Raw genomic sequence first — 25,677 nt, 5'->3', positions numbered from 1 at the left:
TTTTAAATATATTTAGAATTTGATAATGTTTTCTGTGATTGAGATTTTTTGGTGTAAATATAGAGTATGAAAAGCACGATAACCATTATAACGCTTACAAACCAAAAGCTAGGTGTCACATTCCCTTTAAACGCGGCATTGTAAAATACGCCGCCGAACGCACCGCCCATGATCGGACCGAGAACGGGAATCCAGGCATATCTCCAATTTGACGGCCCTTTTTTCGGAATCGGCAGAAAGGCATGCGCGATTCTCGGCCCCAAATCCCGCGCAGGGTTGATCGCATACCCGGTCGTTCCTCCAAGAGAAATTCCGATGGCAACGATGAGAAATCCGACAATCAGCGGGTTCAGCCCTTTTGTAAATTCATTCGCTCCGATTGCCAAAATGCCGAGCACAAGCACAAATGTACCAATGACTTCACTTATCATATTCCCAAATGTATGAGGAATACTCGGTCCGGTTGAGAAAACGCCCAGTTTAGCGGCCGGATCATCCGTCGCCTTCCAATGCGGCAGATAATGAAGGTACACAATAACCGCACCGATAATGGCTCCGATCATCTGTCCCGCAATATAAACAGGGACGTCTTTCCAAGGAAAACTGCCTTCAAGCGCAAGGCCTATCGTTAAAGCCGGATTCAAGTGAGCGCCGCTGATGCCGCCGACTGCATATGCCGCCATGGCTACTCCCAGCCCCCAGCCAAATACAACAACAATCCATCCGGATTGGTATGAAAGCGATTTCTTTAAGTTGACTCCCGCACAAACGCCGCCGAAAATAATAAGCAGCATTGTACCGATTACTTCTCCCCAAAATGCTGTCATCATCATTCCTCCTAAATGACAAAATAGCAGGTTTGACAGAGTTATAGAGAATAAAAAACCCACAACAAACCGCTTTACGCTTTATTGCCTTTCGTAAAGAGCTGTTGTGGGTCTCCGGGTCTCCATCACATAGTATTAACCTAGGTCTATTGTAACAACGGGTGTAAGCGGTGTCAATCTTTTTTTGTCATAGAATGTTCATATTTAGCCCATAAATCGGTGTCTGAAGTCGTCACGGCCGTAGCCCCTGCCTGCAAGGCGTTTTCAACGTCCTGCTCCGTGCGGATAAAGCCGCCGGCAAAAATCGGTATCCCCGTCATCTCTTTAATTTCCCGGATTAAAGTCGGAACGATGCCCGGTAGAACCTCGATAAAGTCGGGCTTATGCTTACCGACGAATTCCATACTTTTTTCCACGGCGCTTGTATCCAAGAGAAACAGACGCTGGATCGCATATATTTTCTTTTGTTTCGCTTTGGCGATGACCGCGGATCTCGTTGAAATGATGCCGGCGGGCCGGATGTCCTGACAAATGAACTCCGCACCGTATTCATCATGTTTAATGCCGTGAATTAAATCGACGTGAATCATCAGGTGTTTTCCGTGTTTTTTCGCTTCATTCACGACACCTTTTAATTGACCGAGGTGAATATCTAAAATGACGCCGTATAAGAACGGACTTTCTAAAAATGCATCGAATTGCTTCATGTTCCGGATAGCCGGTAAAATCTGCTGGTTGTGAAAACTCATGTTTTACTCCTTTACATTAAAAATCAATGCTCAGCACGCTTTCCTTGACGGTCGAAATGATGAAAGAAAGCTCTTCGTCAGTCAGGCAAAAAGGCGGTGACAGCTGAATGACATTATTATATCCCGCAACAGTATCGCCATTTTTCCCGACAAGCAGGCCTTTTTTCTTACACGAGGTGATGACGTGCTGCACAGCGGCGGCATCAGCGGGTTCCCTGGTGATTTTGTCCTTTACAAGCTCGATGCCTGTGAGAAGGCCCTTTCCGCGTATATCTCCGACCGCGGGATGTTCTCTGAGCGGCTGAAGCTCCCGGAGCAGCCTTTCCCCAAGCTCCCGGGAACGGGCGATCAGATTTTCGTCCTCCATCAATTGCAGGTTTTTCAAAGCGAGAGCGCAGGCTGCCGGATTGCCTCCGAATGTATTCACGTGCCGGAAGCGGCCGTACGGCTCACCGCCCGAGTATTTCTCAAAAATCTCCCGTTTCACTGCCGTCGCCGACAGCGGCAGGTAAGCGCTCGTGATGCCTTTTGCCATTGTGACGATGTCCGGCGAGACGCCGTAATGCTGAAATCCGAACGGCTCTCCCGTGCGGCCGAAACCGCAAATGACTTCATCACTGATCAGCAGCGCGCCGTGGCGGCGGCAAATTTCCTCTACCTTCGCCATATACCCGTCCGGAGGCATCAGTATCCCACCGCCTGTAATAATCGGTTCCATAATAACACCGGCAATCGTTTCGCTTAACTCCCACGTCATGATCCGGTCGATTTCATGTGCGCTTTCCAAAGTGTCAGCATCGGCGGGATTCCGATAGAGATCAGGCGGCGCTGCATGCAAAAATCCTTGTGAGAGCGGCTCATATTTATATTTTCTCTGCGCCTGGCCGGTAGCGGCGAGCGCCTCCATCGTATTGCCGTGATAGCCTCTGTATCGGGAGATGAATTTGAAGCGGCTGTGATCGCCGTTTTCAATGTGGTATTGGCGGGCAATTTTGAACGCGGTTTCATTTGCTTCCGATCCGCTGTTGGAAAAGAAGATTACATAATCGCCGCCGAGCCATTCATTCAGTTTTTCCGCAAGTTCAATCGCGGGTTTATGGCTTTGGGTCAGCGGATAATAAGGAAGCTCCTTCAATTGGCTGTAGGCCGCATCGGCAAGTTCCTTTCTCCCGTATCCGATATTGACGCACCACAGTCCTGACATGCCGTCCAAATACCGCCTGCCGTCAATATCCGTAACCCAGGCGCCTTCCCCTTTTTGGACGATTATGCTGTCATCCGGCTCCGCCCCTTTCATCGCGTGCCAAATCAACTCTTTATCCTTTTGTTTGAGTGACTGATTTTTTTGTACATGTTCCACACCGCTCATCTCCCTTTCAATATCATTGCACTGTATCGAAAGCTGCACGGCTTCTGACGCCGATTTTCTTGGTGAAGTTTTCCTCTTAATAAGAATATAAAGGCGCAGCACGGGCGAGTCAACAAAGCGGCGGCAAATAAAAAACGCTTTCTCCCAGAAAGCGAAAGGGCTACAAGAGCATATCCCGAAACGGGGTACGGTGCAAGTGTTTTTATAAAAAAACCCGCCCCTAAGCGGAGCGGGCTTTCTTTATTTAAGATGCGTAATCCGGTAAATGTCTTTGCGCCGGTCTTTCAGCTGGCGCACGGTTCCGTTTTCACGCTGCCTTCTTAAAATTTCAAGGTCGACGTCCCCGATAACGACCATTTCGATATTCGGATTCGTTTCACCGACGATTCCGTCTCTGGCGAATTCAAAATCAGACGGAGCAAAAATGGCTGACTGCGCGTACTGAATATCCATATTTTCTGTTTGCGGCAGGTTTCCGACCGTGCCTGAGATGACGGTGTAAATCTGATTTTCAACCGCCCTCGCCTGAGAGCAGTACCTTACGCGCAAGTAGCCTTGGCGGTCTTCAGTACAGAACGGCGTAAAGATAATTTTCGCCCCTTGATCCGCGGCAATTCTCGCAAGCTCCGGAAACTCGATATCGTAGCAGATCTGAATGGCGATCTTTCCGCAGTCCGTATCAAATACGCGCACCCTGTCTCCGGCGCTGATGCCCCACCATTTCCGTTCATTCGGCGTAATGTGAAGCTTATATTGTTTTTCAATCGTGCCGTCACGTCTGAATAAGTAGGCGATGTTATAAATTTTCCCCTCTTCTTCAACAAAGTGGGAACCGCCGATAATGTTGACATTGTATTTCACCGCGAGGTCTGTAAAGAGGCTGATATAGTCCTCGGTATATTCGGTAATCCTCTGAATAGCCAGACTCGGAGAACGCTCCTCAAGGAAAGACATCAGCTGCGTCGTGAAAATCTCTGGGAACACCGCGAAATCAGATCGCGCATCGGAAGCCACGTCCACATAATATTCAACTTGATTGGCAAATTCCTCGAAGGAATAAATCTTTTTCATTTCATATTGAATGACGCAAATGCGCACCGGAAATGCCGATTTGTAATAGCGCTTCGACTGCGGCAGGTAATCGACATTGTTCCATTCCATTAATGTCGCATATTTAATGGACGCGGTGTCATCCGGAAGATAATTCGGATTGATCCGCATAAGCGTAAATCCGTTCATCAGCTGGAAGGAAAGCACCGGATCATAAATCTGATGGCGCGTCACCTGTTCAACATAGGCTCTCGCCGTCATTTCTTCCGCATACTTATGGTAATTCGGAATCCGTCCGCCGATAATGATGCTTTTCAGATTCAATCGTCTCGCCAGATCTTTTCTCGCTTCATACAGCCGATGTCCGATCTTCATCCGTCTGTATGCCGGATGGACCATCACTTCAATCCCGTACAAGTTCAGCCCGTCCGGGTTGTGGTTCGTGATATAACCATCGTCTGTAATGTCCTGCCATGTGTGGCGGTCATCATATTCATCGAAATTGATGATCAGGCTGGAGCATGAACCGATAATTTCCCCTTCATACTCCGCGCAAAACTGACCTTCCGGAAAATGCGCGAGGTGGCTGATTAAATGCTCAGGCTCCCAAGGCTCCATCCCCGGGAAACAATCTTTTTGCAGCTCAATAATTTTGTTGATATCTTTTTCTTCCATATTCCGTATGACCATTTTCTTTTCAAAACGGGTCAGATCAAGTTTCTCAGACAATGCTGTTTCCCCCTGCCGGTTCGTTTTGATTGTTCAATCGCTGTAAAAGTAATTCAAGTTCCATTTCCGCCATTGATTCCAGTCTGTGATCGTACTCTTCAAACAACAGAGCGCCCGTTACCTTATTCGGCACGATGACACATTTCATGCCGGCGCGTTTGGCGGCGATTGAGCCGTTGACGGAATCCTCAAAGGCAAGGCATTCAGACGGTTCAACGCCTAAATGTTCCGCCGCTTTCAGATAAAGCTCCGGATTCGGTTTCACTTCCTCTACGTCGTCAGCGGTCTGAATCACTTCAAATTCATCAAACAGACCTAATTCCTTCAGATGGCCCGATACCCATTTGAAATCTGAGCTTGAAGCGAGCCCCACCTTCAATCCTAATTCTTTTGCCGCGGCTAAATAAGCCTCAACCCCGGGACGCGCCGTTTCCGTCTTCATCCGCTGTTCGAAGCGCGCGCCTGATCGCCGTCAGTTCGTCATGATCAAGCTTTCTTCCCAGCTGCTCCTCTAAATAGGCGAACGGCTTAAACCCCGCAGCCGTTCCGATCACCTTTCCCCAGACGGATAAAGGCAATGTCGATCCGTGTTCTTCAAACATTTCCTGCAGCACTTCATATTCGTGGGTTTCTGTATCTAAAATTAACCCGTCAAAATCAAAGATTAATGCTTTTATCACTGTTTACAGCTCCTTTAGCTAATCGTACTGACTTATGTATACACTATACCGTGAATGTCTTTCACGTTCAAAAAGTAACATTCGGACGGAAAGAAGAGCCTGCATTCAGTGCAAGCTCTCTTTATCCGTTACTGTGTGTTTTGGCTGGAAATATTAGAAAGAGCTGCTCCCGCAGACTCATTTGAACGCTGATCGACCGCTAAGTCTCCAAGCGCAACGATCCCGACCAGATGATTTTGATCGACAATGGGAAGGCGGCGGATTTGGTGTTGGGCCATCAGCTGTGACGCCTCTTCAAGACTCATCTCCGGATTTCCGGATACCACTTTAGAAGACATCACGTGTGAAACAGGTGTTTGGCCGTCACGGCCTTGAGCCGTTGTTCTCAATGCGATATCACGGTCTGTCAGCATTCCTTTTAACTCTCCTCCGTCAACGACGGGAATCGCTCCGACATTATGCTGATGCATCAGCGCAGCCGCTTCCTGAATCGTTTGGTTAGGAGAAACGGTAGCCACGTGGGTAGTCATTGATTGTTTGATTGAACTCATTGTAAAGCACCCCTTTCGACATTTATTATGCTCGGGGGTTTGTCTCATTATAAAGGGAGTTAGAGGAAAGAAATTGTGGTATTATGTCAAAGAAGCAAAAAAAGAGCCTGTAAAAAGGCTCTTTTCATCCGTCAGATCAGCCTTCTGTAACCGCAGGCTTCTGATCCGGCCCCTGTCTGAAAATCGTCATAAGTAAACGGAAAATTCATCCCGCAATCATTCAGCAAAGCGCAATTTTTATTAAACAGCGCCCGTTCTTTGGCATCATATACCCGGTGCGGCTTTGACAGCATGCTATGTACCGTTTGCAGACAAGCCATAATTTGAAACGCTTCCTTTAAAGTTCCTTGGTAAAGTTGGTTTTGTAAAGATAATACGCCCCTTTTTTTAAAGCGCTGAATTTCCAGTTCGGGGAAATAAAGAGGAAAGACATTTTGGAACAATTCAGAGGAAAGCTCTTGTATTACGCTTTCTTGTCCGTCAGTCGCTGCGTTCACAATTCTCACATCAATCACCTTTCTTGCCATGTGAATATCCTTAATCTTTATCAAGAATAGCATAGAAAAAAACGCGAAAGCTAAGGTAAGTGTTTCCTATTGAAACAGCCGCTTTCCGCTTGAAAAGGAGCTTTATAATATGAAACAAAATGACCGCGGGCTGGAGCTTCTGATTACGGAAAAACACGCCGGACAATGGCTGTTTTCTGTCCTGAAATCAGAATTCCAGGCGTCAAAACCCGTGATAACTGAATGGATGAACCAAGAAAACATTCAAGTAAATCGAACATCTCCCAAAAACAACATCATACTGAAAACCGGAGACCGCCTATTCATTGATCTTCAGGAAAAAACGGACTCTACGGTGGTTCCGGAATATGGAGAAGCGGAAATTTTATTTGAGGACAGTCATATGCTGATTGCAAATAAGCCGGCGGGGATGCCGACTCATCCGAATGAAGAGGGTCAGACCGGAACCCTCAGCAACCTGATCGCTTATCATTTTCAAATCAACGGCGAACAGGCGAAAGTGCGCCACGTTCACCGTCTTGACCAGGACACGTCAGGTGCGGTCGTTTTCGCTAAACATCGGCTGGCTCATGCAATCCTTGACCGTCAGCTCGAAACCAAAACATTAAAACGCACCTATATCGCCGTGGCGGAGGGGAAAGTGAAGCCCAAAAAAGGCACGGTTGATTCTCCGATCGGCCGTGACCGGTCACATTCCGTCAGAAGGCGCGTCTCCCCCGGCGGACAAGCCGCCGTCACCCATTACAAAGTGAAAGGCTATCATCCCGGCGCACAGCTTTCACTGGTCGAGCTTGAATTGGAAACCGGAAGAACACATCAAATCAGGGTGCATATGGCAAGCATCGGCCATCCGTTAGCGGGAGATGAGCTGTACGGCGGAAGCCGGGCGCTGTTTCACAGACAGGCGCTTCACGCAAAAAAGGTCAGTGTCGTCCATCCGATCTCCGGAGAAGAAATTGTTGCCGAAGCGCCGATGCCGGCTGATCTGGCAAACTTTGCCGAAACGTATTTCTCTTAAACCGGGTCGGCATATATAATATATCGTTTCGGCGCATTTCCGATATAAGAAAACGGGTAGCAAGTGGTCAGGATCAGTTCCTCCCGCTCGTGCTGAAGGGTGATGACGGACGTATCATCCCGGCTGACGATTTTTGTATGCCTGATTTTATAAGAAAACGTGCCGTAAGACAAAATCACGTTCAGTCTGTCTCCTTTTTTCAGCTCGCCGGTCCGGCGGAACACCGTGTCCCTGTGGCCGGATAATACGATTTGGCCGTGTTCATCCGGATAATAGCTGTCTTTGTAATGACCGACGCCTTTTGCTAAATCATCTGCGTCAGTCCCTTCCACGATCGGGAGTTCAGCGTCGATTGCAGGGATTTCTAAAATACCGCTTGCCTCACCTGTTTTGGGGTGAAATTCTTTTTTGCGTTGTGCCAGCACGGCGCTTTTTGTTTCTTTCTTTGCCAGAACGGGTTCTGCCGCTTTTTTTGCTTCTTCAAGCGATTGGTTTGTTTTCATATGTGAATCGACGATCTTCCAGCTTCCATAACATGTGATGACGACACCGATGATGATGACAAGAAGCGGAATGTGTTTCAGCTTGTTCATGGTGTGCGGGTTCTCCTTTTCATTCTGTACAGCCAAAATACGCCGGCGCCCGTAATCACCAGGCCGGCCAGTGCCGTCTGATGGCTGCCCGCTGAAGTATCAGGCAATGGGCGGCCTTTTTGTGTGCCGCTTTCAGTCTGTTTTGTGCTTTGTTCCAGATTTGGAGCCGGCGCAGCGCGGGTTTCAGGAATTGGTTGCACGGTGTCTGAAGCTGTTTCTTCTATGACAGGACGTTCAGGTTTTTTGGTGTGATCAGGCTGTTCTGCCCCAGCAGGTTTATCTTCTTTAGCTGGTTTTTCCGCCGGATCGGGTTTTTCTCCGTTATCAGGTTTGCTGCCTCCGGGTGTTTCCTCTCTCCCCGGCGGGTTTCCGGTGTCATCAGGTGATTCGGTTCCTGATGCCGTGCGGATGCGGCCCTCCGCTTGATAAGTAATCGGAGCTGAAAAGCTTTTGACATAGTCTACTGTCGCTTCCAAATCCTCCGGCCCCGTCACCGGATGTTTCCCAAGTTTCCCGATTGGGCCGTATTTTGCCCCGGCTGCGTTTGCCATAAAATCATTGACTGTTAATGTATATACCTTTTCGGGCTGTATGTCTGTCCCGTCCGCCATTTTCATATCAACCGCTTTTCCGGTTTCCGGGTTCCATGTATAAGAAAATCCGCTGATGCTGTAATCCGGGCCGTAAGCCGGGGAAATTTGCGCATTGATGATGTCTCGCAGATCTTTCCCTTTGATTTCAAGCTTCGTCAGTACATTGCCGAACGGCTGTATATTATAAAGATCTCCCCATGTGATCGGCCCTTTTTTTATGCCGTCCCGGATGCCGCCGCCATTCATTAGCGCAAAATCGGATTTCATCTTCGCTTTCATACCGTCGGCAATCAGATTTCCGAGTGCCGTGTCCCCGTCATTTGAATAGCCGCCCGTTATTTCATGGGCCGCTTCCCCGACCACTTCGCTGACAATCGGTTTCACTTTCTCTTCATATTTGCTTAATATGCTTGCCGCTGCCGGGTCAGGCTTAATTTTACTTTGATCGATGTATTGGATTTCCGCTGATTTTTTTACGATATCCTTCGACTTTTTATCAAGTTCGAGATCGGCGATTCCGATTGCTTTTCCATATTCAAATGCCTGCACGATCAGCTTCCCGTTGACTTCCCCGTTTACGACTTTGTGATTGTGCGCGGCGAAAATCACGTCAATCTCCGAGTCTGTCCCGTCGGCCAGCTTTGCGGATTCTCCCGTGATCGCTGTGCCATTTTGTTCAGCAGACATATGGGCAAGCACTGCGATTGCTTTAATTCCTTTCTTCTTCAGGTCGGCGGCGGCTTCATTTACGGCCTTTACCTCATCGGTAAACGTGATATTTTTGATTCCGTCCGGAATGACCATGCCTGCTGCCGATCTTGTTACAACCCCGATAAAAGCGACCGGAATTCCGGAAACGTATTTGATTTCATACGGCGGCAGAAAGGACTCTCCTGATTTCAGTTTACAGTTGGCGCAAACGAGCGGGAAATTTTGGCCGTCATAACCGCTTGTCCCCTTACCGTCCGGATGATCTCCTCCATTGATGATCCGCATCAGCTCATTTGTTCCTTCATCGAATTCATGGTTGCCGACAGTTCCGACATCAAAACCGATGTCTTCCATCAGTTCAACTGTCGGTTCATCTTGAAAAAGGGCTGACACAGGGGAACTGCCCCCGATCATATCGCCCGCATGCACCACGAGGGCGTTTTCTTTCTCGGCTTTCGCCTTTTTAATATACGCCGCAGCGTAGTCCATCCGGCCGAAGGTGCCGTCCGGTTTACCGTCTCCGTTAAGGTCCAGCTCATATTGCTGATCAATTTTTCCGTGCAGATCATTCATGCTGATGATTCTGAGCGGGACACGGCCGGGGTCTTCTGTCCGCTGTTCTTTATCTGCCTTATCCGTTCCAGATTCATTCAGAGGACCGGCTTGTCCGACTGCTTCCGCATCTTTTACGCTGAAAATCATAAAACAAACCGCCAGCAGACAGAACCACTGACGCATACACCTTTTTTTCTTCATACATTTCCCCCCTTGTCTTCTAAGAAATACGTTAGCTTATTTTCTTAAAAATCACATCACTTTTTTGTAAAGATTGTCTTCGCTGGCGCAAAATAGTAAATAATCACCATGTAACGAATTAGGTCTTGATGTATAACGGATCGGCTTTCTTCACATCTGATTTGACATGAAGGAGGAATACAACCAGTGGAACAGCAGCAGAATCAGCAGCAGCAGTCGCCAGTAAATCAGGGGATGCCGGGTTCACCGCAAGTGAATCACGGAGGACATGAGCTTTTCGATATGCATGAAGTACTGGCCGGAACAGTCGGCGTTTTGGATCAATTTATGATGCTCAGACAATTTATACAGGATCAGCAGCTGGCCGATATCCTTGATCGCCAGTACCAATTCATTCTCGGACTCTATAATCTGACGGCAGAATGCTTTAAGACCGGTCAAAAGCCTTCTCAGGAAACTTCAACATATATGATGAAGGAACAGAACCAAGCCGTGTACGGTATAAAACCGACACAGCCGAAAAAACCGAATCAATCATTAAGTGATGTCAAAGATCTTGGGATAAGCGGCCATATGCTCGGCCTGATTAAAGCACAAGCTTCTCTCTTGACGATGAGCTCGCTTGAAATGACCAATCCTGTGACAAGAAGAGTGCTCTCCGCTCAAATTCAGCAATACGTTGAAATGGCTTATGAAATCTTCTTATACCAAAACAAACACGGTTATTATCAGGTTCCTCAGCTCAATGCACAAGATATGCAGACCATGCTGAATTCCTTTGCGCCGGCGCAGGGGCAGCCGCAGATGCCTCCGACTAAAGGCCAAACGGGACAGCAGCAGCAAAACCTGCATTGATTAAGAAACGGCGTTGGATACCTGTCTCTCCAATGCCGTTTTCTTTTTTTCATATGCTTTTGTGAAATCATGTTCAAAGCGTTTCAGGCTTTCTTTTGTAGCCGCTTCAAAGCCTTTTTCAAAATCCTGTGTTTCGGCTGTTTTGTTAATAATGGTTAAAATAATGCCTTCTCCGAATGTATCGGTTAAATCCTTTATCATATAAAAGCTTTGCAAATACACATCCGTCTCATATTCCATACGCGATTTCTGCCATTTTCGGTCGGTCGTTAATTGATCAAACGGCACGACGGAAAATGTAATCGGATCAATGACTACATCATAATGCGCGACCCACTCGCTCAGCCCCTCATGAAACCAAAGCGGAAATACAGACGTAGCCGTCCCCATTTGACGTGTTTTTTGATGAAACGCATAGTGCGTATATTCATGTATAATCAATTGCTTATACATAAAAACAGCCAGCTCATCTTTTTTCAAAAGCTGTTTTTTCTCTTCAGGCAACAGTCCTATCATCTGCTCCTGCTCTGAATAAAAACCGACTACATTTTTTAACCCTGAATATTGCTCAATTTCAGCTTCATCCGAAAAGAAAATGAGTTCAAGGGGCGCTGTTCCTTTATAACCGACAATGATTTGGCTGATACGCTTTGCGTAGTCTAGCGTAAGCTTGGTCAGATCCAAGAGCGGCTTTTCATCCGCCGTATAGTAAATCGCTGTATGTTTGTAAATTTCTTTATTCATGTGTTCAGTCACTTGTTCCTTCGTCGGAACAGAGCGGCTGTTTTGGCCTGACAGGACGTACATCATACTTACTGAAACGGCTGAACTGACAGCCAATATGACAAGGACTCCGCACAGGATCAGAGTGAATACCGCCCGTTTCCCCATGCTGTCACGCAAACAAGCTCCCTCCCCGATCCTTCAATTTTCATCTCATTCTTTACCTTATGCGCCTGAGCGTTGGGACGTGACGGCAGATAAAATAAAAAAGCCGCAGCAGAATGCGGCTTTTTCATATTCATTTATTTATTGGGATTTGGGAATACACGCTGCACCATTTGACCGAATTCATCAAACAGACCGGATACAGGGTGGCCGTTTTTGATTCGTTTTACGTAGCCTTGCATACGTTCAACGAAATCCGGGTTTGCTGATACATATACTGTCCGGACATGTTTATCGGCTGATTTCACTTTATCGGTAATCTTTTGTTTTAAATGGTTGGCACTGGCGCCTTTTTGCCCATTTGTCAAAACAACGGCAACAAAAGCGCTGTTTCCGGCAACGATCACAGTTGCATTTTTAACTTCTTTCAGATCAGTCACCTTGTCTGCGGCTTTATCAGCTACTCTCAGGTTACGGTTGTTATTATGATCAGTAGGCGTGTTGCGGTAATTTACATTCTGGGTACGGTTGTCATTTCGTTTTCCTTCTCCCTGGTTCCCCATGCTGCACCCTGCGGTAATCAGCATCGGCAGAAGAAGGGCAGAAATAACTGCTTGTTTTTTTATCATGTTGAATTCCTCCTTTCTCACTTTACGTATAGGTTTTTCTATTCGGCGGGATTTATGCACGCCGTTTGCTTTATGCGGCTTGGATAAATTTCAGAAGGAAAGGAAAAGATAAGCGTAATCAATTGAATGAGGAGGGATTTAACTTGTTCAGACAAAAAAAAGGCATCAGCCCGACAGCGCTGCTGATCGGATCATCACTTTTGATCGCAGCTTTATCACCGGAAATCCGCCGCAAAATCACCGGAATGGTTTCAGGACAAATGCAGCATAAGGATGGCGCTCATTCCATGCAGCCTGCTGAGCTGATTAAACAGGCTTTCGGCGGGGAATCCGGCCGCCAGCAGCATACAGACAAAGCCCGGCACTCACAAACCGGCTCCATGCAGCCTGCCGAGCTGATCAAACAGGCTTTCGGCGGGGAATCCGGCCGCCAGCAGCATGAGCAGACTTCCCGCAATCACTCCGGCGCATCATCTTCGTCTCATGAACACAGCCGGAGGCATACAGACGGACAGACAGACCGCAGAAAAGAAACTTCGGCAAAGCCTCACTATACGGAGCCGATTCACTTTGAAGAAAGCGCGGTAAATGTTTTAAATGACAGCACCGTGATGAATATGCTGGAAGAAATCGAACCCGGAAATCAGTAAAAAAACCCACGAATCCTTGTCTAGTAAGGATTCGTGGGTTCTTTAATCCCGCCGGTTTTGGACTCGGTGAGCTAAAAAATCCTTCATTCGTTAACAATTGTCACAACAGGCATCTTGTTTAACCGTAAGGCTCCATCCATCATCCCAAGCTATAAATTGATTTTGATATTAGTCAGACGATAGATTACAAACGACATCTAACAATACATGGGCACCCGCTGCAAGGTCATGATCTTTCGTGTACTCTTCAGGGTTATAGCTGATCCCCTCTACACTTGGGACAAAAATCATAGCCGTTGGACAGATGCGGGCCATCATTTGTGCTTCGTGCCCGGCTCCGGAGGTCATCCGTTTCGATTCCAGCCCTCGTTTATTTGCAGCCCGCTCAATCAATTCAACGATATTTTTATCAAATACCACGGGATTAAAACGGACTAATTGTTCAGATGTAATAGATGCGCTTTCAGACTCTACCAAATCTTTCAGGTAATTGGCTAGTGCCAATTCTTCTTGAGGTCTCTTTTCGTCCGGATCACATAAATCAACTGTAAATGTCGCTAATGACGGAATTACATTGATAGCATTTGGCTCAAAACCTAGTGATTAATACTGAGGGAGACACTGATAGTCTGGGGAACAGACAATTAATGCAGCGGCAAACGTCTTTCTTCTCACTAAAAAAAGCCTTAACTTCCGGGTGAAGTTAAGGCTTTTTAAGGTCGAGAATTTTATTTTTATGAGACCAGCCATGCAGTGTGGCTGACAAAAAACTTATGTGCCAATGGCAGGCTTTAGTTAAGCTTCTTCAGCTTCAATGACGATGGAAGAATCATTATAAACCGAGGTATCGGTTTCCTTCGTCATTTTACTTGTTAACAGTCCCGCAGTCATGCTGCCGCTGACATTTAAGGCGGTGCGCCCCATGTCAATTAACGGCTCAATTGAAATGAGCAGACCGGCAAGCGCAACAGGCATGTTTAAAGCGGATAAGACGAGAAGAGCCGCAAATGTCGCGCCGCCTCCTACGCCTGCTACACCGAAGGAACTGATTGCCACTATCGCGATGACGGAAATGATAAATCCCGGTTCAAACGGATTTTGCCCCACCGTCGGCGCAATCATCATCGCAAGCATCGCCGGGTAAATGCCGGCACAGCCGTTTTGTCCGATCGATAAGCCGAATGAACCTGCGAAGTTCGCAATTCCTTCCGGTACGCCCATGCTTTTTTGTGTTTTAATATTGAGCGGCAAAGCCCCTGCGCTAGAACGGGACGTAAAGGCAAACACCATGACCGGAAATGCTTTTTTCACATATGTGACCGGATTTAAACCGCTGAACGTAATCAGCAGCAAGTGAATGATAAACATGACGATAAGCGCGGCGTATGAAGCGATAACAAACATGCCCAATTTCACAATGCTGTCGATGTCGCTTGTCGCGATCGTTTTTGTCATAATCGCCAATACCCCGTAAGGCGTCAGCCTTAAAATTAATGTAACGACTCGCATAATAATCGCGTAAACCGCATCGACAATTCCGCTGAATGTCGCAGCGTGCTCCGGCTGCTTCCGTTTCACTCCGAGGAAAGCGATGCCGAGAAAAGCGGCGAAAATAACGACTCCGATGGTGGAAGTCGGTCTTCCCCCCGTGAAATCAAGAAACGGATTCGCCGGCAGAAGTTCAACGATTTGCTGAGGCAGCGTTTTGGCCGTCATATCCTCAGATTTTTGCTGCAGCTCCTGTCCTCTTGATAACTCAGTGCTCCCTTGGTCGATATGAACGGCCTTCAGATCAAAGGAAAGCGCCGAAACAATTCCGACTGCCGCGGCAATTGCTGTCGTGGCGATTAAAATTCCGATGATCAGGCCGCTGATTTTTCCGATGTTATGGGTCAGCTTCAGTTTCGTAAATGCGCCGAGAATGGAAATAAAGACGAGCGGCATGACGATCATCTGAAGCAATTTGACATAACCGCCGCCGGCGATATTAAACCAATCGGCCGTTTGTGTAACGATATGTGAAGCCGGCCCGTAAATCAATTGCAGTGCAAAACCGAATACAATGCCTAATCCGAGCGCGGTAAAGACACGTTTAGAAAAGGAAACGTGTTTTTTTTGCATCACAAACAGACCTGCTATAAGCAAAAGCATTATGAAAACATGTAAGACAACAAATAAATTCTTCAAAACAGGTAAACACTCCCTTGTTCATTATCCTTTAACACTATATTATATCAATTCCGATCGGTCAAGTAAGAATTGACAATATATGTATTTTTATAGACTTTTCTCTTTTCTTTCCACCCTTTCTTTAGTAACTTATATAAGGGTGATTGTTATGCCGAAGGAACTGTTTCTTAATTTGACGATTTTAATCACATTTAATTATCTCTTCACCCTTCTTTTTAAAGAGTCGCTTTCGCATAAAGAAGACCGTCCGATGTTTCAATTACTGAAGGGGACGGCCTGCGGGCTTTTAGGGGTTTTTCTGATTGCTTTCGGCTTTTCTTACTCCGATTCCATCATTGATCTCAGAAATATCCCCATTATTATTGCCGCTCTTTACGGAGGCTGGGTGTCTACGGCAGCTGCCTTTATGATTATCGTCGCAGGCCGGATACTGATCAATTTCAATGCCAGCGCCATTTTTTCCATCGTCGCAGTCGGGATGATTGCGATTCTTTCTGTGGCCGTCCTCAGAGGAAAAAAGCCGGATCGCAAAAAGGCGTTCGTTATGCTGCTTTTCTCAAACGTTATTTTCACCTTGACGATGCTGTTACTTATGCCTGAACAGCAGCCTGCCGGGGCCCTCGTTTATTATTGGCTCATTTCCACCGTGGGCGGAATGCTGTCACTGTATATCATCAAACACGAAGCCGACGCCCGCCTTTTATTCAAGCAATACAAGTTTCAAGCGAATTATGATTTTCTGACGGGAATTTTTAATAAGAGAAAATTTGAGGAAGTCTCGCGCGTTCTTTACGACCGGGCGTCTCAATCCGCCTCATCTCAGCTCGCGCTTATTTATTTTGATATTGATCACTTTAAACAGATCAATGATCAATACGGCCATTATGAAGGCGATCAAGTGCTGAAGGAACTGGGGGCGCGGCTGAGGTTCTTAATCAGCGGCTCTGATCCGTCAGCCCGGATCGGCGGCGAAGAATTTGCCGTGCTTATACCGAATTGCACATATAAAAAAGGGCTTCACCTCGCAGAAGAAATCAGACAGGCTATTGACGGGAACCCGATTCTTTTAACGAGCGGAGATACAATTCCCGTGACCGTTTCCCTCGGCATCGCGCATTATCCGACAAATACGGCGGATCCGCAGACATTGCCTCTGATCGCAGACCGGCTGCTGTACAAAGCAAAAACATCGGGACGCAACCAAGTATGCAGCACTGAAAAAAAAGAATGACCGCCGCAAGGGGAATCATTCTTTCTTTTCAGTGAGAACGCTGCTGCCCGGCAGGAAAACAGGAACCAGGCTGCCCTGATATTCTTTTTCAATAAACGCCGCGGTATCATCTGATTGATACAAAGACAGGAGTGTTCGCATCCGCTCATCATCTTTATCTTCAGCTCTGACGGCGATCAGATGGAGATACGCTTCCTTCATCTGCGCCGATCGGATCAATGCGTCCTTCTCCGCATGAAATCCTGCTTTTTTCGCGTCACTTTGACTGAGAACTGCTGCGTCAGCATGTTCCGCCGCTTGAAATGCGTTCTTTTTTGTTTCCGTTTTTAAGATCAGATGTTTCGGGTTGTCCTTGATCATATCTGCTGAACCCGTCCCGTTGAATCCTTTTTTCAATGTAATCAGTCCGGCCTCCTGCATGAGAAAGAGCGCTCTGTCGAAGGCCGCCGCTTCGTCAGGCACGGCAATGACCGCGCCGTCCGGTATATCCTCCAGCTGTTTATACTGCACCCCGATCGACGCCGCATATGTCGTTCCTAAAGGAGCCAGCTTATTTTTCACATTAGGCGGCAGGGATTTAAAATAAGAAACGGTTTGAAACGCATTGGCATCGAGATCTCCGCCGGCAAGTGCCAAATCAGCCTCCGCATAATCCGAAAACGCTGCCAATGAAAGATTCAACCCTTTCTCTCTTGCTTTTTTTGCGACAAAATCCCAGATCATTTGATCAGATTCATTGATTCCGATAGTAATTGTCCGATTCCCCGCGGGGGAATGGCATGAAGTAAGTGACATGATCACGATGAAGAGAAACAGACTGTTTATAAGCCGCAGGTTCAAGATAACCTACTCCCTATCTATTGTTATGTGCAAAAGCTGCACCATGCATTCGGGCTATGATTATGTTAACAATACCGATTTAAAAAAGGGTTGTCAATTGCTTCCTTCACAGGGTAAAAAGCGGCTTTTACCAGCTGAAAATGTGCTGTTCAGTCTCAGATCGGCTTTCCCCACCAGAGTGTTCCGCCTTAAATAATGTTATTTCAAAAAAAGTTACATTTAGCAGTTGTTTTTTCTCCGGATTACTGGTAGAGTAAAGGTAATTATTTTTGTTCGAACTATCTTTAAGAAGAAAGTTTTGTAAGAGTTTTCGTCTTGGAAGTTTGTTTTAGAGCAAGAATAGTGAATTTAAGCGTTATGTCGCTTTAGGAGGAAATTTCATGTTAGAAGGTAAAGTAAAATGGTTCAACTCTGAAAAAGGATTCGGATTCATCGAAGTAGAAGGTCAAGACGATGTATTCGTTCACTTCTCTGCTATTCAAGGCGAAGGCTTCAAAACTTTAGAAGAAGGCCAATCTGTTTCTTTCGAAATCGTTGAAGGAAACCGCGGACCACAAGCTGCTAACGTAACAAAAGCATAAATGTCTTAAAAAACCTGCCGGTGTACGCCGGCAGGTTTTTTAAATTTAAAAGCTGTTTTGCAAAGGCAAAACAGCTTTTTATATCAGGTAGCAATATCCCGTTTTAAGAAGACGCCGAATGCGAGCGCCATAAAAATGATGAAGTAAATCACAAGCATCACAACCGAAAATGTCATCGTCATGCCCTCTACTAAAGGAGTCCCGTTCATATATTGCGATAAATCCGTATTGGCAAATAAAATATATTTTGCCCATTCAAATTTCGCAGCGAGAAATACAGTCGCCGTGCTTCCCATAACCAATAGAAAAATAGAGAATCCGACCGCTAACGAACTGTTCCGGAATACTGCAGACAGCATAAACGCCATCGTCGCAAGCATAAAGGCCGAGACAGATTCATATACGTATGTTTTCGCCAGAAATGCGATGATATTTTGCTCAAAAACTTGTCCGTCTTTGTATACGAGATGAACATTAGCGGCTGTGTCGCCGCTTGTGCCGAAAAAGAGTAATCCCAACAGAGCGGAGCCGGCAAATAAAATTACAAGCATAAGCAGCCCGAACAGCAGCACCGTCATATATTTAGAAAGCAAAATCTGAAAACGGCTGAGCGGGCGGATGGCCAGAAGCTTGATCGTCCCCCAGTTGAACTCATTCGCCACGATGCCTGCGGCAATGATGATCGTAAACAAGCCGGTCAAAACAGTCATCATCGCAGAATCAGCTACGTATGACCATACTGTGTACCCTGTATCTTTCGGGATATTATGATCAATGCGATATTCATTTATCGCGATATTCTGTTTCAGATTATCAATGAGAGTCTGATTTCCGGTTTCCTTCATCTGCTGTTTCATTTCTTTGTTTTCAGCCTGGAGCTCTTGTTTCCAATTCGGATTGGCTTCATTGGAAGTAAAGTGGTTTGACAGAAGCGCAAAGCCTATCATCGCAACGCCTAAAATCACAATCATTGCCCACGTGCCGACACGGCTGAAAATTTTAATCCATTCATTATAGATCAGGTTAAACATATTGAACCTCCTCTTTCGTTCCCCCGGTAATTTCCAAGAAACGGTCTTCTAAAGATTTTGTGACGATTTTCACTTCATATAAGCGGACATTTTCACGGACGAGAAGTGAAATCACATCAGGCACTTCCTGTTTTGACAGCTTGATCTCAAAGCCGTTTGTCTTCTTCACACAGTCAAATTGAGTCAGGACGGCAAGTGCCTCTTCTCTTTGTTCAATATGGAAGAAGTATGTATCTTTATCCTCTTTTCCTTCATCCCTTACCTTTTGTATATCGACAAGCTCCCCCTTTTGCAGAATGCCGATTCGATCGCACATTAACTCCATTTCTGACAGCAGATGGCTTGAGACGATGACCGCCATCCCTTTTTCACGTGTCAGCTTTTTCAGGTGGTCCCTGATTTCCCTGATGCCTGCGGGATCAAGGCCGTTTGTCGGTTCATCCAGAATCAGAACCTTAGGATTATGCAGCAGGCTTTGGGCAAGGCCGAGGCGCTGTCTCATCCCAAGAGAATAGGTTTTTACTTTGTCATGTATTCTGTCCTGTAATCCGACGAGCTCGATGACCTCATCTATTTTTTCTTTCGTAACGCCTTTTACCATCCTTGCGTACTGCTGTAAGTTTTTATAACCGCTCAGGAATTTGTACAGTTCCGGGTTTTCCACGATGGCTCCGATGTGCCTGACCGCTTTTGAATAGTTTTTCGTAATGGATTCTCCGCAGATTACGATGTCTCCATGAGACAGTTTCATTAATCCGACCATCATTCTGATCGTAGTGGTTTTTCCCGCTCCGTTCGGCCCTAAAAACCCAAATACTTCGCCCGCTTGGACGGAAAAGCTCAGATCATGAATAATCGTTCGTCCTTTTATCGTTTTCTTTACCTGTTGCAGTTCCAATACCGTTTCCAATTAGAATCCCCCTTCTTTTTCGTGCTTCTGCATGACGCTTTTATACCATTGAAGCACGGACATTCCTTCCTGTTCGCGAATTTCTTCGACCTCGCGCTGTTCAGCGATTTTCCCTTTTCTGAACACCATCACTTCGTCTAACAGCGTCTCAATCTCATCGATCTCATGTGTGGCGATGACTACGATCTGACTGTCAAAATCAATATAAGATACGAGACTGTTGACAATCGATTCCCTGACCGCCGGATCCAGGCCGGAAAACGGCTCATCCAGCAGAATAACGGATGCTCTTCTCGACAGGGCCAGGACGATTTTCAGCCTGCCCCGGCTGCCTTTGGACAGTTCTTTTATCTTCTGCTCCGCTGAGAGATTCATTTCCGATAATAGGCCGTGTGCTTTTTCCAGCTGAAAATCCGGGAACTGTGAATGATAAAATGCGAGCATATCACCGACAGTCGTCCGGGCGAAAAACATATCATGTTCGGTTAAATAAGCCGTACGAAAAAGCATGTTCCGGCTTACGGCACGGCCTCCGATCCGGACTGTGCCCGCGGTCGGGAACGCAAGCCCGGCAAGCATTTTCAGCGTTGTGGATTTACCGCTTCCGTTCGGCCCTAATATTCCGTAGATCTTACCCGGAGACAATGAAAATGAGACATCGCTGACCGCGAGCCTGCGGCCGTATTTTTTTGTGACGTGTTCAAAATCAAGATTCATCGTTTGCTTCCTCCGCATATTGTTTGATCCCGTCGAGCATTTCTTGAGCAGATAGCCCCAGCTCCGCCATTTCCTGAATAAAGCGTTTGAATACGTCTTTTGTCAGCCGGTCTTTCAGCTCTGCTTTCAGATCAGGTCTTTCTGATATAAAGGTTCCCTGTCCTCTTTTCGTTTCCACGATCCCCAGCCTTTCCATTTCACTGTATGTTCTTTGTATCGTATTCGGATTCACTTTCATCTGTAAGGCCATCTCTCTGACGGACGGCAATTTGTCTCCCGGCGAAAGCTCACTTCGGATCAGCCGGTAATATACACGGTCGGCAATCTGCAGATAAATCGGCTTAGATGACTGAAATTCATGCTCCATCATTACACCTCAACCTTGCGATTCAGCAGCATAGAGGCCAGCGCGAGACAAACCGCCGAAAACACGATCACGGCAAGGAAGCTGAAAAGCGAGAAGTGGACGGCCGTCAGTTCCATCTTCCAGCCGGCCAATTTTGTATAGTGAAAATCAAAATCCGCATACACTTTTACCGGCCATAAATGATGCTGAGATGAAGTGAAAGGCGTCATGATTTTATCGTCAATATAAGACCATACTGCGGCAAGCACGATGCAGATCACCCAACGGAGGACGGGAAAATGTTTTAACGAGTGAAAAACAGTCCAAAATACGGCTACGATCACTGATAAGTACGCTGAACTGATCAGCAGATAAGCATTCAGTCCGGTCATTGTGCCGGCAAGGGGAACGGGCTGTTCAAGGGCTCCTTTTGCAGAAAGCATCCGGTACATCCAAATGCCGTAGCCGGTCAGCGCCAGCTGTCCGATAAACTGATACAGCAGTGAGGCCGTTAGCTTGGAAGCCAGCAGATAAAACCCGCCATTCGGATTGTAAAGCCACAGCTGATTTTTCCCTTCCTTATGGAGGTGATAGTACATAAAAAGCGGCGCCACAAGAAATTGAAAAAACCCCATTGCCGCAAAAAAGCCGAAAATGACGAGCGGTTCTTTCTGCCGGGCAGCGATTATGTGGGCTGTAAGCGCCCAGCAAATCATGACGCAAAGCCAAACTGCGAGCCAGACCCATGAAACCTTCGCATCTTTTTTCAGCAAACCTAAAAACGATGTCATTCTTTTTCTCTCCATTCGAATCCAGTGTATGAGTAACATAGTACACTAGATCATAGTGAATGACAATATCTTCAATAAAAAAAGGCAAATCCGCTCTTACGCAGATTTGCCTTTTCCGTTACTTCTTTTTGTTTTTTAAGGAGAGCAGCGCATCACGATAGCTGCTATCCTGCATTTTGCCGCCGCTTTCGGGATCATTTGTTTCCTGATCCGTGTCAGAAGTCTTAAACTTCTGAAGCGCCTGACGGTACACATCATCGCCCATTGTATTCTTTTTCTCACGGGGAGCTTCAGATTTTACAACGACGGGAACATGCTCGGCCGAGCGTTCCTCGGCCGGATCATGCTTTTCCGGCTGTTCGGCTGCAGTGCCGATCGCTTCTCTGGTTTCTTCTCTGACATTCTGTCCTGCAGCAGTGCTGCGGACATTGAATGTGATAAGAAGTGCAATTACAATGACAGCAGCAATAACCGCTATAATAATGGCCATATAACCCTCTCCTTACTGTCGTCCGGCTGTTAAATTACCTGTAACCTGGCTGACACGTCGGCCAAGCGCTCGGCCTAATTGAAGGCCTTCTTCCGTCATCAGCACATCGCTGTCAACCGGGCATGTGACGCCTGCGCCGTAGTAAGAGCCGTACAGAGCGTTTTCAGGGACGTTTCCGGGAAGGCCGACAACAATCATGCCTTGGTGAAACATCGGAGTAATCAGATTGTGCATTGTCATTTCTAATCCGCCGTGCGTTGTCGCCGTCGTGCAGAATACAGCGCCGACTTTATCAATCAGCTCGCCTTCAGCCCACAGGTAGCCGAGTTTGTCGATCCACGCTTTTAAGCCTGAACTGATAGTGCCAAAGTGTCCTGGGCATCCCCAGATAATGGCATCCATATCTTTCAGCTTGCGGATGTCGGCTTGATCGACATGGTCAATCAGAACCTCAGCCTCAGCGTTTTCTCTTGCTCCTTCCGCAATGGCTTCGGCAAGGTGTTTTGTGTGTTCGCCTTCACTATCGTACACTACGTAAATTTTCATTCAGGAAACCTCCCATTCAGATGATTAAGATTCCTTCACTTCTTTAGGGGCCGGAAGCAATGACAGCTCCTCTTTTTTCTTCGCCCGCTGTTTGTCTTTCCGTACGTCACGCAAGAACAGGCTCAGGACAACGCCGATAACAGCGAAAATCGTCGCCCACATAAACGCGTCATTAATCCCCATAACATTGGAATTAAGTGAAGCTGTTTTGTAGAGATATGAATAAACGGTTTGTTTCGCCGCATCAAGCGACATGTTCATGTTGACCATTAAATTCGAAACCGCGCTTTGGAACGACTGCATGAAGTTTGGATCAGCCGTGCTCGTTTTATCCGCAATCTGCGAATAATGCATAGTCGTGCGGTTCGTATAAATAGTTGTGATCAAACTTGTTCCGATTGAACCGCTGATCTGGCGGAGCGTGTTGCTCATCGCCGTGCCGTGGCTGTTCAATCGTGCCGGAAGCTGGTTCATTCCGGCTGTCATAACAGGCATCATTAACAGTGACATACCGAATGCGCGGATGGCATAGACAAGCATGATATGCGTATAAGGTGTGTCAATTGTCAATTTTGTATACTGGAATGTCGTTGCGACCGTGATGACCAGCCCGATGATCGCAAGCGGTCTCGGACCGATTTTGTCAAACAGAATACCGGAAATCGGCGACATGATCAGCATGACAATCGCGCCCGGCAATAGCAAGAGACCCGATTGCAGCGCCGTAAAGCCGACTAAGTTCTGCAGGTAAATCGGAAGCAGGAACATTCCTGTGTAAAGCGCAATGGTAATAATGATGTTAATCACACTGGAAAGTGAGAAAATATCATATTTAAATACCCGGAAGTCGAGCATCGGTTTTTCAGAGCGCAATTGCTGAATGACAAACGCGGCAATCGCGATGATACCGACAATGACAGTAGACAGAACGATCGGATCTCCCCAGCCGTCACTGCCCGCTTCACTGACTCCGTAAAGCAATGAAGCAAATCCGACAATGGATAGGATCGCACCCAAGCTGTCGAGTTTGATTTTTTGCGGTTCCACCAAGTTCTTAAAGAGGAAGAACGCTACGATAATAACGATCGCCCCGATCGGAACAAGGCCGTAGAACATAATGCGCCATGTGTAATGCTCAATGATCCAGCCGGAAAGAGTCGGTCCGACCGCAGGAGCAAACATCATCGCAAGACCGAAAATCCCCATTCCTTTCCCCCTGCTTTCAGGCGGGAAGATAAGCAGAATGGTTGTCATGACAAGCGGCTGCAGGATACCGCCGCCGACCGCCTGAATTAACCGGCCGATCAGCATGGTTGAGAAGTTAGGCGCGATACCGCAGACTAACGTTCCCGCTGTAAAACAGAACATGGCTACGAGAAAGAGGCTTCTCTGCCCGAACCGGGTAATTAAGAAGGCCGATAACGGAATCAAAACGCCGTTGACCAGCATGTACCCGGTCGTCAGCCACTGAATCGTCGTCGCACTCACACCGAACTCGGTCATTAAGTGCGGCATCGCCACGTTAAGAAGCGTTTGGTTCAAGATCGCCAGGAATAACCCGGCCATAAGCACAATAAGCAATGTTTTAGGACTTTTTACTTGATTATCTGATTTAGCCACCTAAGACAACCTCCCTTCATGGTTTGATGACTGATCTGTATTATTCAGAGATTTTTACAGATGCGTTCATACCAGGAAGCACCTTGTCAGATGGGTTGCTAAGTGAAATTTTAACAGGAACTTTTTGCGTTACTTTTGTGTAGTTGCCGCTTGAGTTTGAAGAAGGCAGCATATCAAAAGTTGAAGTTGTCGCATAACCGATTTCTTCTACAGTTCCGTCAAATGTTGTATTCGGGTCTCCGTCAACAACGACATCTACTTTGTTTCCTACTTCAATGTCTTTAATGTCTGTTTCTTTAATGTTCGCAGTGATGTAAAGGTGTTTCATGTCAATTTCCTGGGCAATTGTCGTACCGGCTTGCACCATTTGGCCGTTTTTCACTTGGTTTTTCACGATTGTTCCATCCATGATGGCTTTTACGTCAGCATTTTGCTGTCCTTTGATTTTTGCAACAACGTCGTTTTTACTTACTTCTTTCCCCTCGTCAAGGTTCCAGTCAGTTACTTTACCCGCAGCAGGAGCTGTGATAGCAGCCATGTCGCCGGCAACTTTCGCTTCATCGGTTTTTACATAGTGTGTGCTTTGATAATAGTAGTAAGCACCTCCGCCTATAATTGCAAGAACAACAATCAAACCGATAATGTTGGTCAGAATTAAACGTCCTCTGTTCATTTTGTTTTCTCCTTTCGTTTCTTCCTCTATCATTTTGTGGAATGATGATAAAAATATGTGGGGATTTTTTTATTTACCGTTTTTCACTGCACAGCCGTTTGCAAGCTTCGTTAAACTTTCGGCAAGCTTGCGCAGGTACTGCAGGTCAGCGGTATTGAGCTGCTGGTATAAGATCGCCGCTTTTTCGGCATATTGAACAGCAGCTTTCTGTAGAAGTTCTTCCCCCTCTTCGGTTAACTGAATCATAACAACACGCCGGTCGTCGTGATAGTCGCTCCGATCCATTAAGCGGCGCTTATACAGAATATCGGTCATTCTCGTGACAGACGCCGGTTTCAGATCAAGCGACAAAGCCAGCCTTGAAAGCTGCGTGCTTTTGCTCTTATGTATTTTGAACATCAGCAGATACTGCAGGACTGTAATATCATAAGGTTCCAGAACTGTCTCCAGAATCATTTTCTGCTTTTTGTAAATCGATCTGGAAGTATCAAACAGCTGTTCAAAACTGAGCAAAGCGAGCTCTGATTCAATCACCG

General features: G+C 46.6%; 28 protein-coding genes and 1 pseudogene. 5 read left to right on the top strand and 24 right to left on the bottom strand.

Annotated elements, in window-relative coordinates:
- Nucleotides 1–2: 2 nt before the first annotated feature.
- From ACW5MY_RS04955 to ACW5MY_RS04925, 7 genes and pseudogenes are all read right to left on the bottom strand, one after another.
- Nucleotides 3–827: an MIP/aquaporin family protein gene (locus ACW5MY_RS04955; RefSeq protein WP_118977602.1), complete on the bottom strand. Its 825-nt coding sequence runs from the start codon at nt 825–827 to the stop codon at nt 3–5.
- 173 nt (nt 828–1,000) lie between these two features.
- Entirely contained in the window at nt 1,001–1,576 is a 576-nt protein-coding gene (locus ACW5MY_RS04950) for a glycerol-3-phosphate responsive antiterminator (RefSeq protein WP_014469957.1), read from the bottom strand.
- 16 nt (nt 1,577–1,592) lie between these two features.
- The gene (locus tag ACW5MY_RS04945; protein ID WP_289394242.1) at nt 1,593–2,945 is read right to left on the bottom strand and encodes an aspartate aminotransferase family protein; all 1,353 of its coding nucleotides are present in this window, start codon (nt 2,943–2,945) and stop codon (nt 1,593–1,595) included.
- Between the two features lie 240 nt (nt 2,946–3,185).
- Complete coding sequence (locus ACW5MY_RS04940; RefSeq protein WP_013351641.1) at nt 3,186–4,724, bottom strand: bifunctional GNAT family N-acetyltransferase/carbon-nitrogen hydrolase family protein; 1,539 nt, start codon at nt 4,722–4,724, stop codon at nt 3,186–3,188.
- Nucleotides 4,717–5,404 (bottom strand): annotated as a pseudogene (locus ACW5MY_RS04935) (HAD family hydrolase). Before ACW5MY_RS04935 ends, ACW5MY_RS04940 begins: the two are co-directional and overlap by 8 nt.
- Nucleotides 5,405–5,532: 128 nt before the next feature.
- On the bottom strand, nt 5,533–5,955 hold the full coding sequence (locus ACW5MY_RS04930) for a CBS domain-containing protein (RefSeq protein ID WP_013351639.1): 423 nt from the start codon (nt 5,953–5,955) through the stop codon (nt 5,533–5,535).
- Nucleotides 5,956–6,086: 131 nt separating this feature from the next.
- Nucleotides 6,087–6,482 carry a DUF5365 family protein gene (locus ACW5MY_RS04925; protein WP_193351502.1) on the bottom strand — a complete coding sequence of 132 codons (396 nt, stop codon included), beginning with the start codon at nt 6,480–6,482 and terminating at the stop codon, nt 6,087–6,089.
- Nucleotides 6,483–6,591: 109 nt separating this feature from the next.
- Here ACW5MY_RS04925 and ACW5MY_RS04920 point away from each other — a divergent pair, with 109 nt between their 5' ends.
- On the top strand, nt 6,592–7,500 hold the full coding sequence (locus tag ACW5MY_RS04920) for an RluA family pseudouridine synthase (RefSeq protein ID WP_289394241.1): 909 nt from the start codon (nt 6,592–6,594) through the stop codon (nt 7,498–7,500).
- Here the strand turns inward: ACW5MY_RS04920 and ACW5MY_RS04915 are convergent.
- Nucleotides 7,497–8,093, bottom strand: coding sequence for a class D sortase (locus ACW5MY_RS04915; protein WP_289394240.1), 597 nt, complete (start codon nt 8,091–8,093; stop codon nt 7,497–7,499). The two genes, ACW5MY_RS04920 and ACW5MY_RS04915, sit on opposite strands and share 4 nt — an antisense overlap.
- Nucleotides 8,090–10,153, bottom strand: a complete 2,064-nt coding sequence (locus tag ACW5MY_RS04910; RefSeq protein WP_289394239.1) for a bifunctional metallophosphatase/5'-nucleotidase — start codon at nt 10,151–10,153, stop codon at nt 8,090–8,092. Before ACW5MY_RS04910 ends, ACW5MY_RS04915 begins: the two co-directional genes overlap by 4 nt.
- A 186-nt stretch (nt 10,154–10,339) precedes the next feature.
- Between ACW5MY_RS04910 and ACW5MY_RS04905 the strand changes: the two genes are divergently transcribed.
- Nucleotides 10,340–11,008, top strand: a complete 669-nt coding sequence (locus tag ACW5MY_RS04905; RefSeq protein ID WP_013351634.1) for a spore coat protein — start codon at nt 10,340–10,342, stop codon at nt 11,006–11,008.
- Here the strand turns inward: ACW5MY_RS04905 and ACW5MY_RS04900 are convergent, their stop codons facing one another.
- Both ACW5MY_RS04900 and ACW5MY_RS04895 read right to left on the bottom strand, forming a co-directional pair.
- Nucleotides 11,009–11,911: a hypothetical protein gene (locus ACW5MY_RS04900; RefSeq protein ID WP_013351633.1), complete on the bottom strand. Its 903-nt coding sequence runs from the start codon at nt 11,909–11,911 to the stop codon at nt 11,009–11,011.
- Nucleotides 11,912–12,033: 122 nt separating this feature from the next.
- Complete coding sequence (locus ACW5MY_RS04895) at nt 12,034–12,525, bottom strand: YhcN/YlaJ family sporulation lipoprotein (protein ID WP_013351632.1); 492 nt, start codon at nt 12,523–12,525, stop codon at nt 12,034–12,036.
- 143 nt (nt 12,526–12,668) lie between these two features.
- Here ACW5MY_RS04895 and ACW5MY_RS04890 point away from each other — a divergent pair, with 143 nt between their 5' ends.
- A complete protein-coding gene (locus tag ACW5MY_RS04890; protein ID WP_013351631.1) occupies nt 12,669–13,175 on the top strand; it encodes a hypothetical protein in 507 nt (168 codons plus the stop codon).
- A 168-nt stretch (nt 13,176–13,343) separates the two neighbouring features.
- On the opposite strand, the gene ACW5MY_RS04885 is transcribed toward ACW5MY_RS04890, so the two are convergent.
- Both ACW5MY_RS04885 and ACW5MY_RS04880 read right to left on the bottom strand, forming a co-directional pair.
- Entirely contained in the window at nt 13,344–13,679 is a 336-nt protein-coding gene (locus tag ACW5MY_RS04885; protein ID WP_289394238.1) for a M20/M25/M40 family metallo-hydrolase, read from the bottom strand.
- Between the two features lie 291 nt (nt 13,680–13,970).
- Complete coding sequence (locus ACW5MY_RS04880) at nt 13,971–15,362, bottom strand: L-cystine transporter (RefSeq protein WP_289394237.1); 1,392 nt, start codon at nt 15,360–15,362, stop codon at nt 13,971–13,973.
- Nucleotides 15,363–15,513: 151 nt separating this feature from the next.
- On the opposite strand from ACW5MY_RS04880, the gene ACW5MY_RS04875 reads away from it, so the two are divergent.
- Nucleotides 15,514–16,596 carry a GGDEF domain-containing protein gene (locus ACW5MY_RS04875; protein ID WP_289394236.1) on the top strand — a complete coding sequence of 361 codons (1,083 nt, stop codon included), beginning with the start codon at nt 15,514–15,516 and terminating at the stop codon, nt 16,594–16,596.
- 15 nt (nt 16,597–16,611) lie between these two features.
- Here the strand turns inward: ACW5MY_RS04875 and ACW5MY_RS04870 are convergent, their stop codons facing one another.
- Nucleotides 16,612–17,436, bottom strand: a complete 825-nt coding sequence (locus ACW5MY_RS04870; protein ID WP_013351627.1) for a MetQ/NlpA family ABC transporter substrate-binding protein — start codon at nt 17,434–17,436, stop codon at nt 16,612–16,614.
- Nucleotides 17,437–17,816: 380 nt separating this feature from the next.
- Here ACW5MY_RS04870 and cspB point away from each other — a divergent pair, with 380 nt between their 5' ends.
- Nucleotides 17,817–18,017 carry a cold shock-like protein CspB gene (gene cspB / locus ACW5MY_RS04865; protein WP_003155376.1) on the top strand — a complete coding sequence of 67 codons (201 nt, stop codon included), beginning with the start codon at nt 17,817–17,819 and terminating at the stop codon, nt 18,015–18,017.
- A gap of 83 nt (nt 18,018–18,100) precedes the next feature.
- On the opposite strand, the gene ACW5MY_RS04860 is transcribed toward cspB, so the two are convergent.
- From ACW5MY_RS04860 to ACW5MY_RS04815, 10 genes are all read right to left on the bottom strand, one after another.
- Nucleotides 18,101–19,048, bottom strand: a complete 948-nt coding sequence (locus ACW5MY_RS04860; protein ID WP_013351626.1) for an ABC transporter permease — start codon at nt 19,046–19,048, stop codon at nt 18,101–18,103.
- Complete coding sequence (locus ACW5MY_RS04855) at nt 19,041–19,958, bottom strand: ABC transporter ATP-binding protein (protein WP_013351625.1); 918 nt, start codon at nt 19,956–19,958, stop codon at nt 19,041–19,043. Before ACW5MY_RS04855 ends, ACW5MY_RS04860 begins: the two co-directional genes overlap by 8 nt.
- Nucleotides 19,959–20,675 carry an ABC transporter ATP-binding protein gene (locus ACW5MY_RS04850; protein ID WP_041481636.1) on the bottom strand — a complete coding sequence of 239 codons (717 nt, stop codon included), beginning with the start codon at nt 20,673–20,675 and terminating at the stop codon, nt 19,959–19,961.
- Complete coding sequence (locus ACW5MY_RS04845; RefSeq protein ID WP_013351623.1) at nt 20,665–21,042, bottom strand: GntR family transcriptional regulator; 378 nt, start codon at nt 21,040–21,042, stop codon at nt 20,665–20,667. Before ACW5MY_RS04845 ends, ACW5MY_RS04850 begins: the two co-directional genes overlap by 11 nt.
- 2 nt (nt 21,043–21,044) lie before the next feature.
- Entirely contained in the window at nt 21,045–21,812 is a 768-nt protein-coding gene (locus tag ACW5MY_RS04840) for a hypothetical protein (RefSeq protein ID WP_013351622.1), read from the bottom strand.
- A 118-nt stretch (nt 21,813–21,930) separates the two neighbouring features.
- Nucleotides 21,931–22,302, bottom strand: coding sequence for a hypothetical protein (locus ACW5MY_RS04835; protein ID WP_013351621.1), 372 nt, complete (start codon nt 22,300–22,302; stop codon nt 21,931–21,933).
- A gap of 12 nt (nt 22,303–22,314) precedes the next feature.
- On the bottom strand, nt 22,315–22,848 hold the full coding sequence (locus ACW5MY_RS04830) for an NAD(P)H-dependent oxidoreductase (protein ID WP_013351620.1): 534 nt from the start codon (nt 22,846–22,848) through the stop codon (nt 22,315–22,317).
- A 24-nt stretch (nt 22,849–22,872) separates the two neighbouring features.
- Entirely contained in the window at nt 22,873–24,468 is a 1,596-nt protein-coding gene (locus ACW5MY_RS04825) for an MFS transporter (protein WP_013351619.1), read from the bottom strand.
- A 40-nt stretch (nt 24,469–24,508) separates the two neighbouring features.
- The gene (locus tag ACW5MY_RS04820) at nt 24,509–25,174 is read right to left on the bottom strand and encodes an HlyD family secretion protein (protein ID WP_014471640.1); all 666 of its coding nucleotides are present in this window, start codon (nt 25,172–25,174) and stop codon (nt 24,509–24,511) included.
- 36 nt (nt 25,175–25,210) lie between these two features.
- Nucleotides 25,211–25,675: a MarR family transcriptional regulator gene (locus ACW5MY_RS04815; protein ID WP_013351617.1), complete on the bottom strand. Its 465-nt coding sequence runs from the start codon at nt 25,673–25,675 to the stop codon at nt 25,211–25,213.
- Between the last annotated feature and the right edge of the window lie 2 nt (nt 25,676–25,677).

The organism is Bacillus sp. Bwzl_19 (assembly GCF_054900515.1).
This window is presented reverse-complemented; position numbering and strand designations above follow the sequence as displayed.

Coding starts and splice junctions, on each gene's coding strand:
- ACW5MY_RS04925 (WP_193351502.1), bottom strand. CDS start 6,482: ATGGCAAGAAAGGTGATTGATGTGAGAATTGTGAACGCAGCGACTGAC.
- ACW5MY_RS04835 (WP_013351621.1), bottom strand. CDS start 22,302: ATGGCCATTATTATAGCGGTTATTGCTGCTGTCATTGTAATTGCACTT.
- cspB (WP_003155376.1), top strand. CDS start 17,817: ATGTTAGAAGGTAAAGTAAAATGGTTCAACTCTGAAAAAGGATTCGGA.
- ACW5MY_RS04840 (WP_013351622.1), bottom strand. CDS start 21,812: ATGACATCGTTTTTAGGTTTGCTGAAAAAAGATGCGAAGGTTTCATGG.
- ACW5MY_RS04910 (WP_289394239.1), bottom strand. CDS start 10,153: ATGAAGAAAAAAAGGTGTATGCGTCAGTGGTTCTGTCTGCTGGCGGTT.
- ACW5MY_RS04895 (WP_013351632.1), bottom strand. CDS start 12,525: ATGATAAAAAAACAAGCAGTTATTTCTGCCCTTCTTCTGCCGATGCTG.
- ACW5MY_RS04875 (WP_289394236.1), top strand. CDS start 15,514: ATGCCGAAGGAACTGTTTCTTAATTTGACGATTTTAATCACATTTAAT.
- ACW5MY_RS04830 (WP_013351620.1), bottom strand. CDS start 22,848: ATGAAAATTTACGTAGTGTACGATAGTGAAGGCGAACACACAAAACAC.
- ACW5MY_RS04955 (WP_118977602.1), bottom strand. CDS start 827: ATGACAGCATTTTGGGGAGAAGTAATCGGTACAATGCTGCTTATTATT.
- ACW5MY_RS04930 (WP_013351639.1), bottom strand. CDS start 5,955: ATGAGTTCAATCAAACAATCAATGACTACCCACGTGGCTACCGTTTCT.
- ACW5MY_RS04820 (WP_014471640.1), bottom strand. CDS start 25,174: ATGATAGAGGAAGAAACGAAAGGAGAAAACAAAATGAACAGAGGACGT.
- ACW5MY_RS04920 (WP_289394241.1), top strand. CDS start 6,592: ATGAAACAAAATGACCGCGGGCTGGAGCTTCTGATTACGGAAAAACAC.
- ACW5MY_RS04950 (WP_014469957.1), bottom strand. CDS start 1,576: ATGAGTTTTCACAACCAGCAGATTTTACCGGCTATCCGGAACATGAAG.
- ACW5MY_RS04845 (WP_013351623.1), bottom strand. CDS start 21,042: ATGGAGCATGAATTTCAGTCATCTAAGCCGATTTATCTGCAGATTGCC.
- ACW5MY_RS04915 (WP_289394240.1), bottom strand. CDS start 8,093: ATGAACAAGCTGAAACACATTCCGCTTCTTGTCATCATCATCGGTGTC.
- ACW5MY_RS04850 (WP_041481636.1), bottom strand. CDS start 20,675: ATGAATCTTGATTTTGAACACGTCACAAAAAAATACGGCCGCAGGCTC.
- ACW5MY_RS04860 (WP_013351626.1), bottom strand. CDS start 19,048: ATGTTTAACCTGATCTATAATGAATGGATTAAAATTTTCAGCCGTGTC.
- ACW5MY_RS04945 (WP_289394242.1), bottom strand. CDS start 2,945: ATGAGCGGTGTGGAACATGTACAAAAAAATCAGTCACTCAAACAAAAG.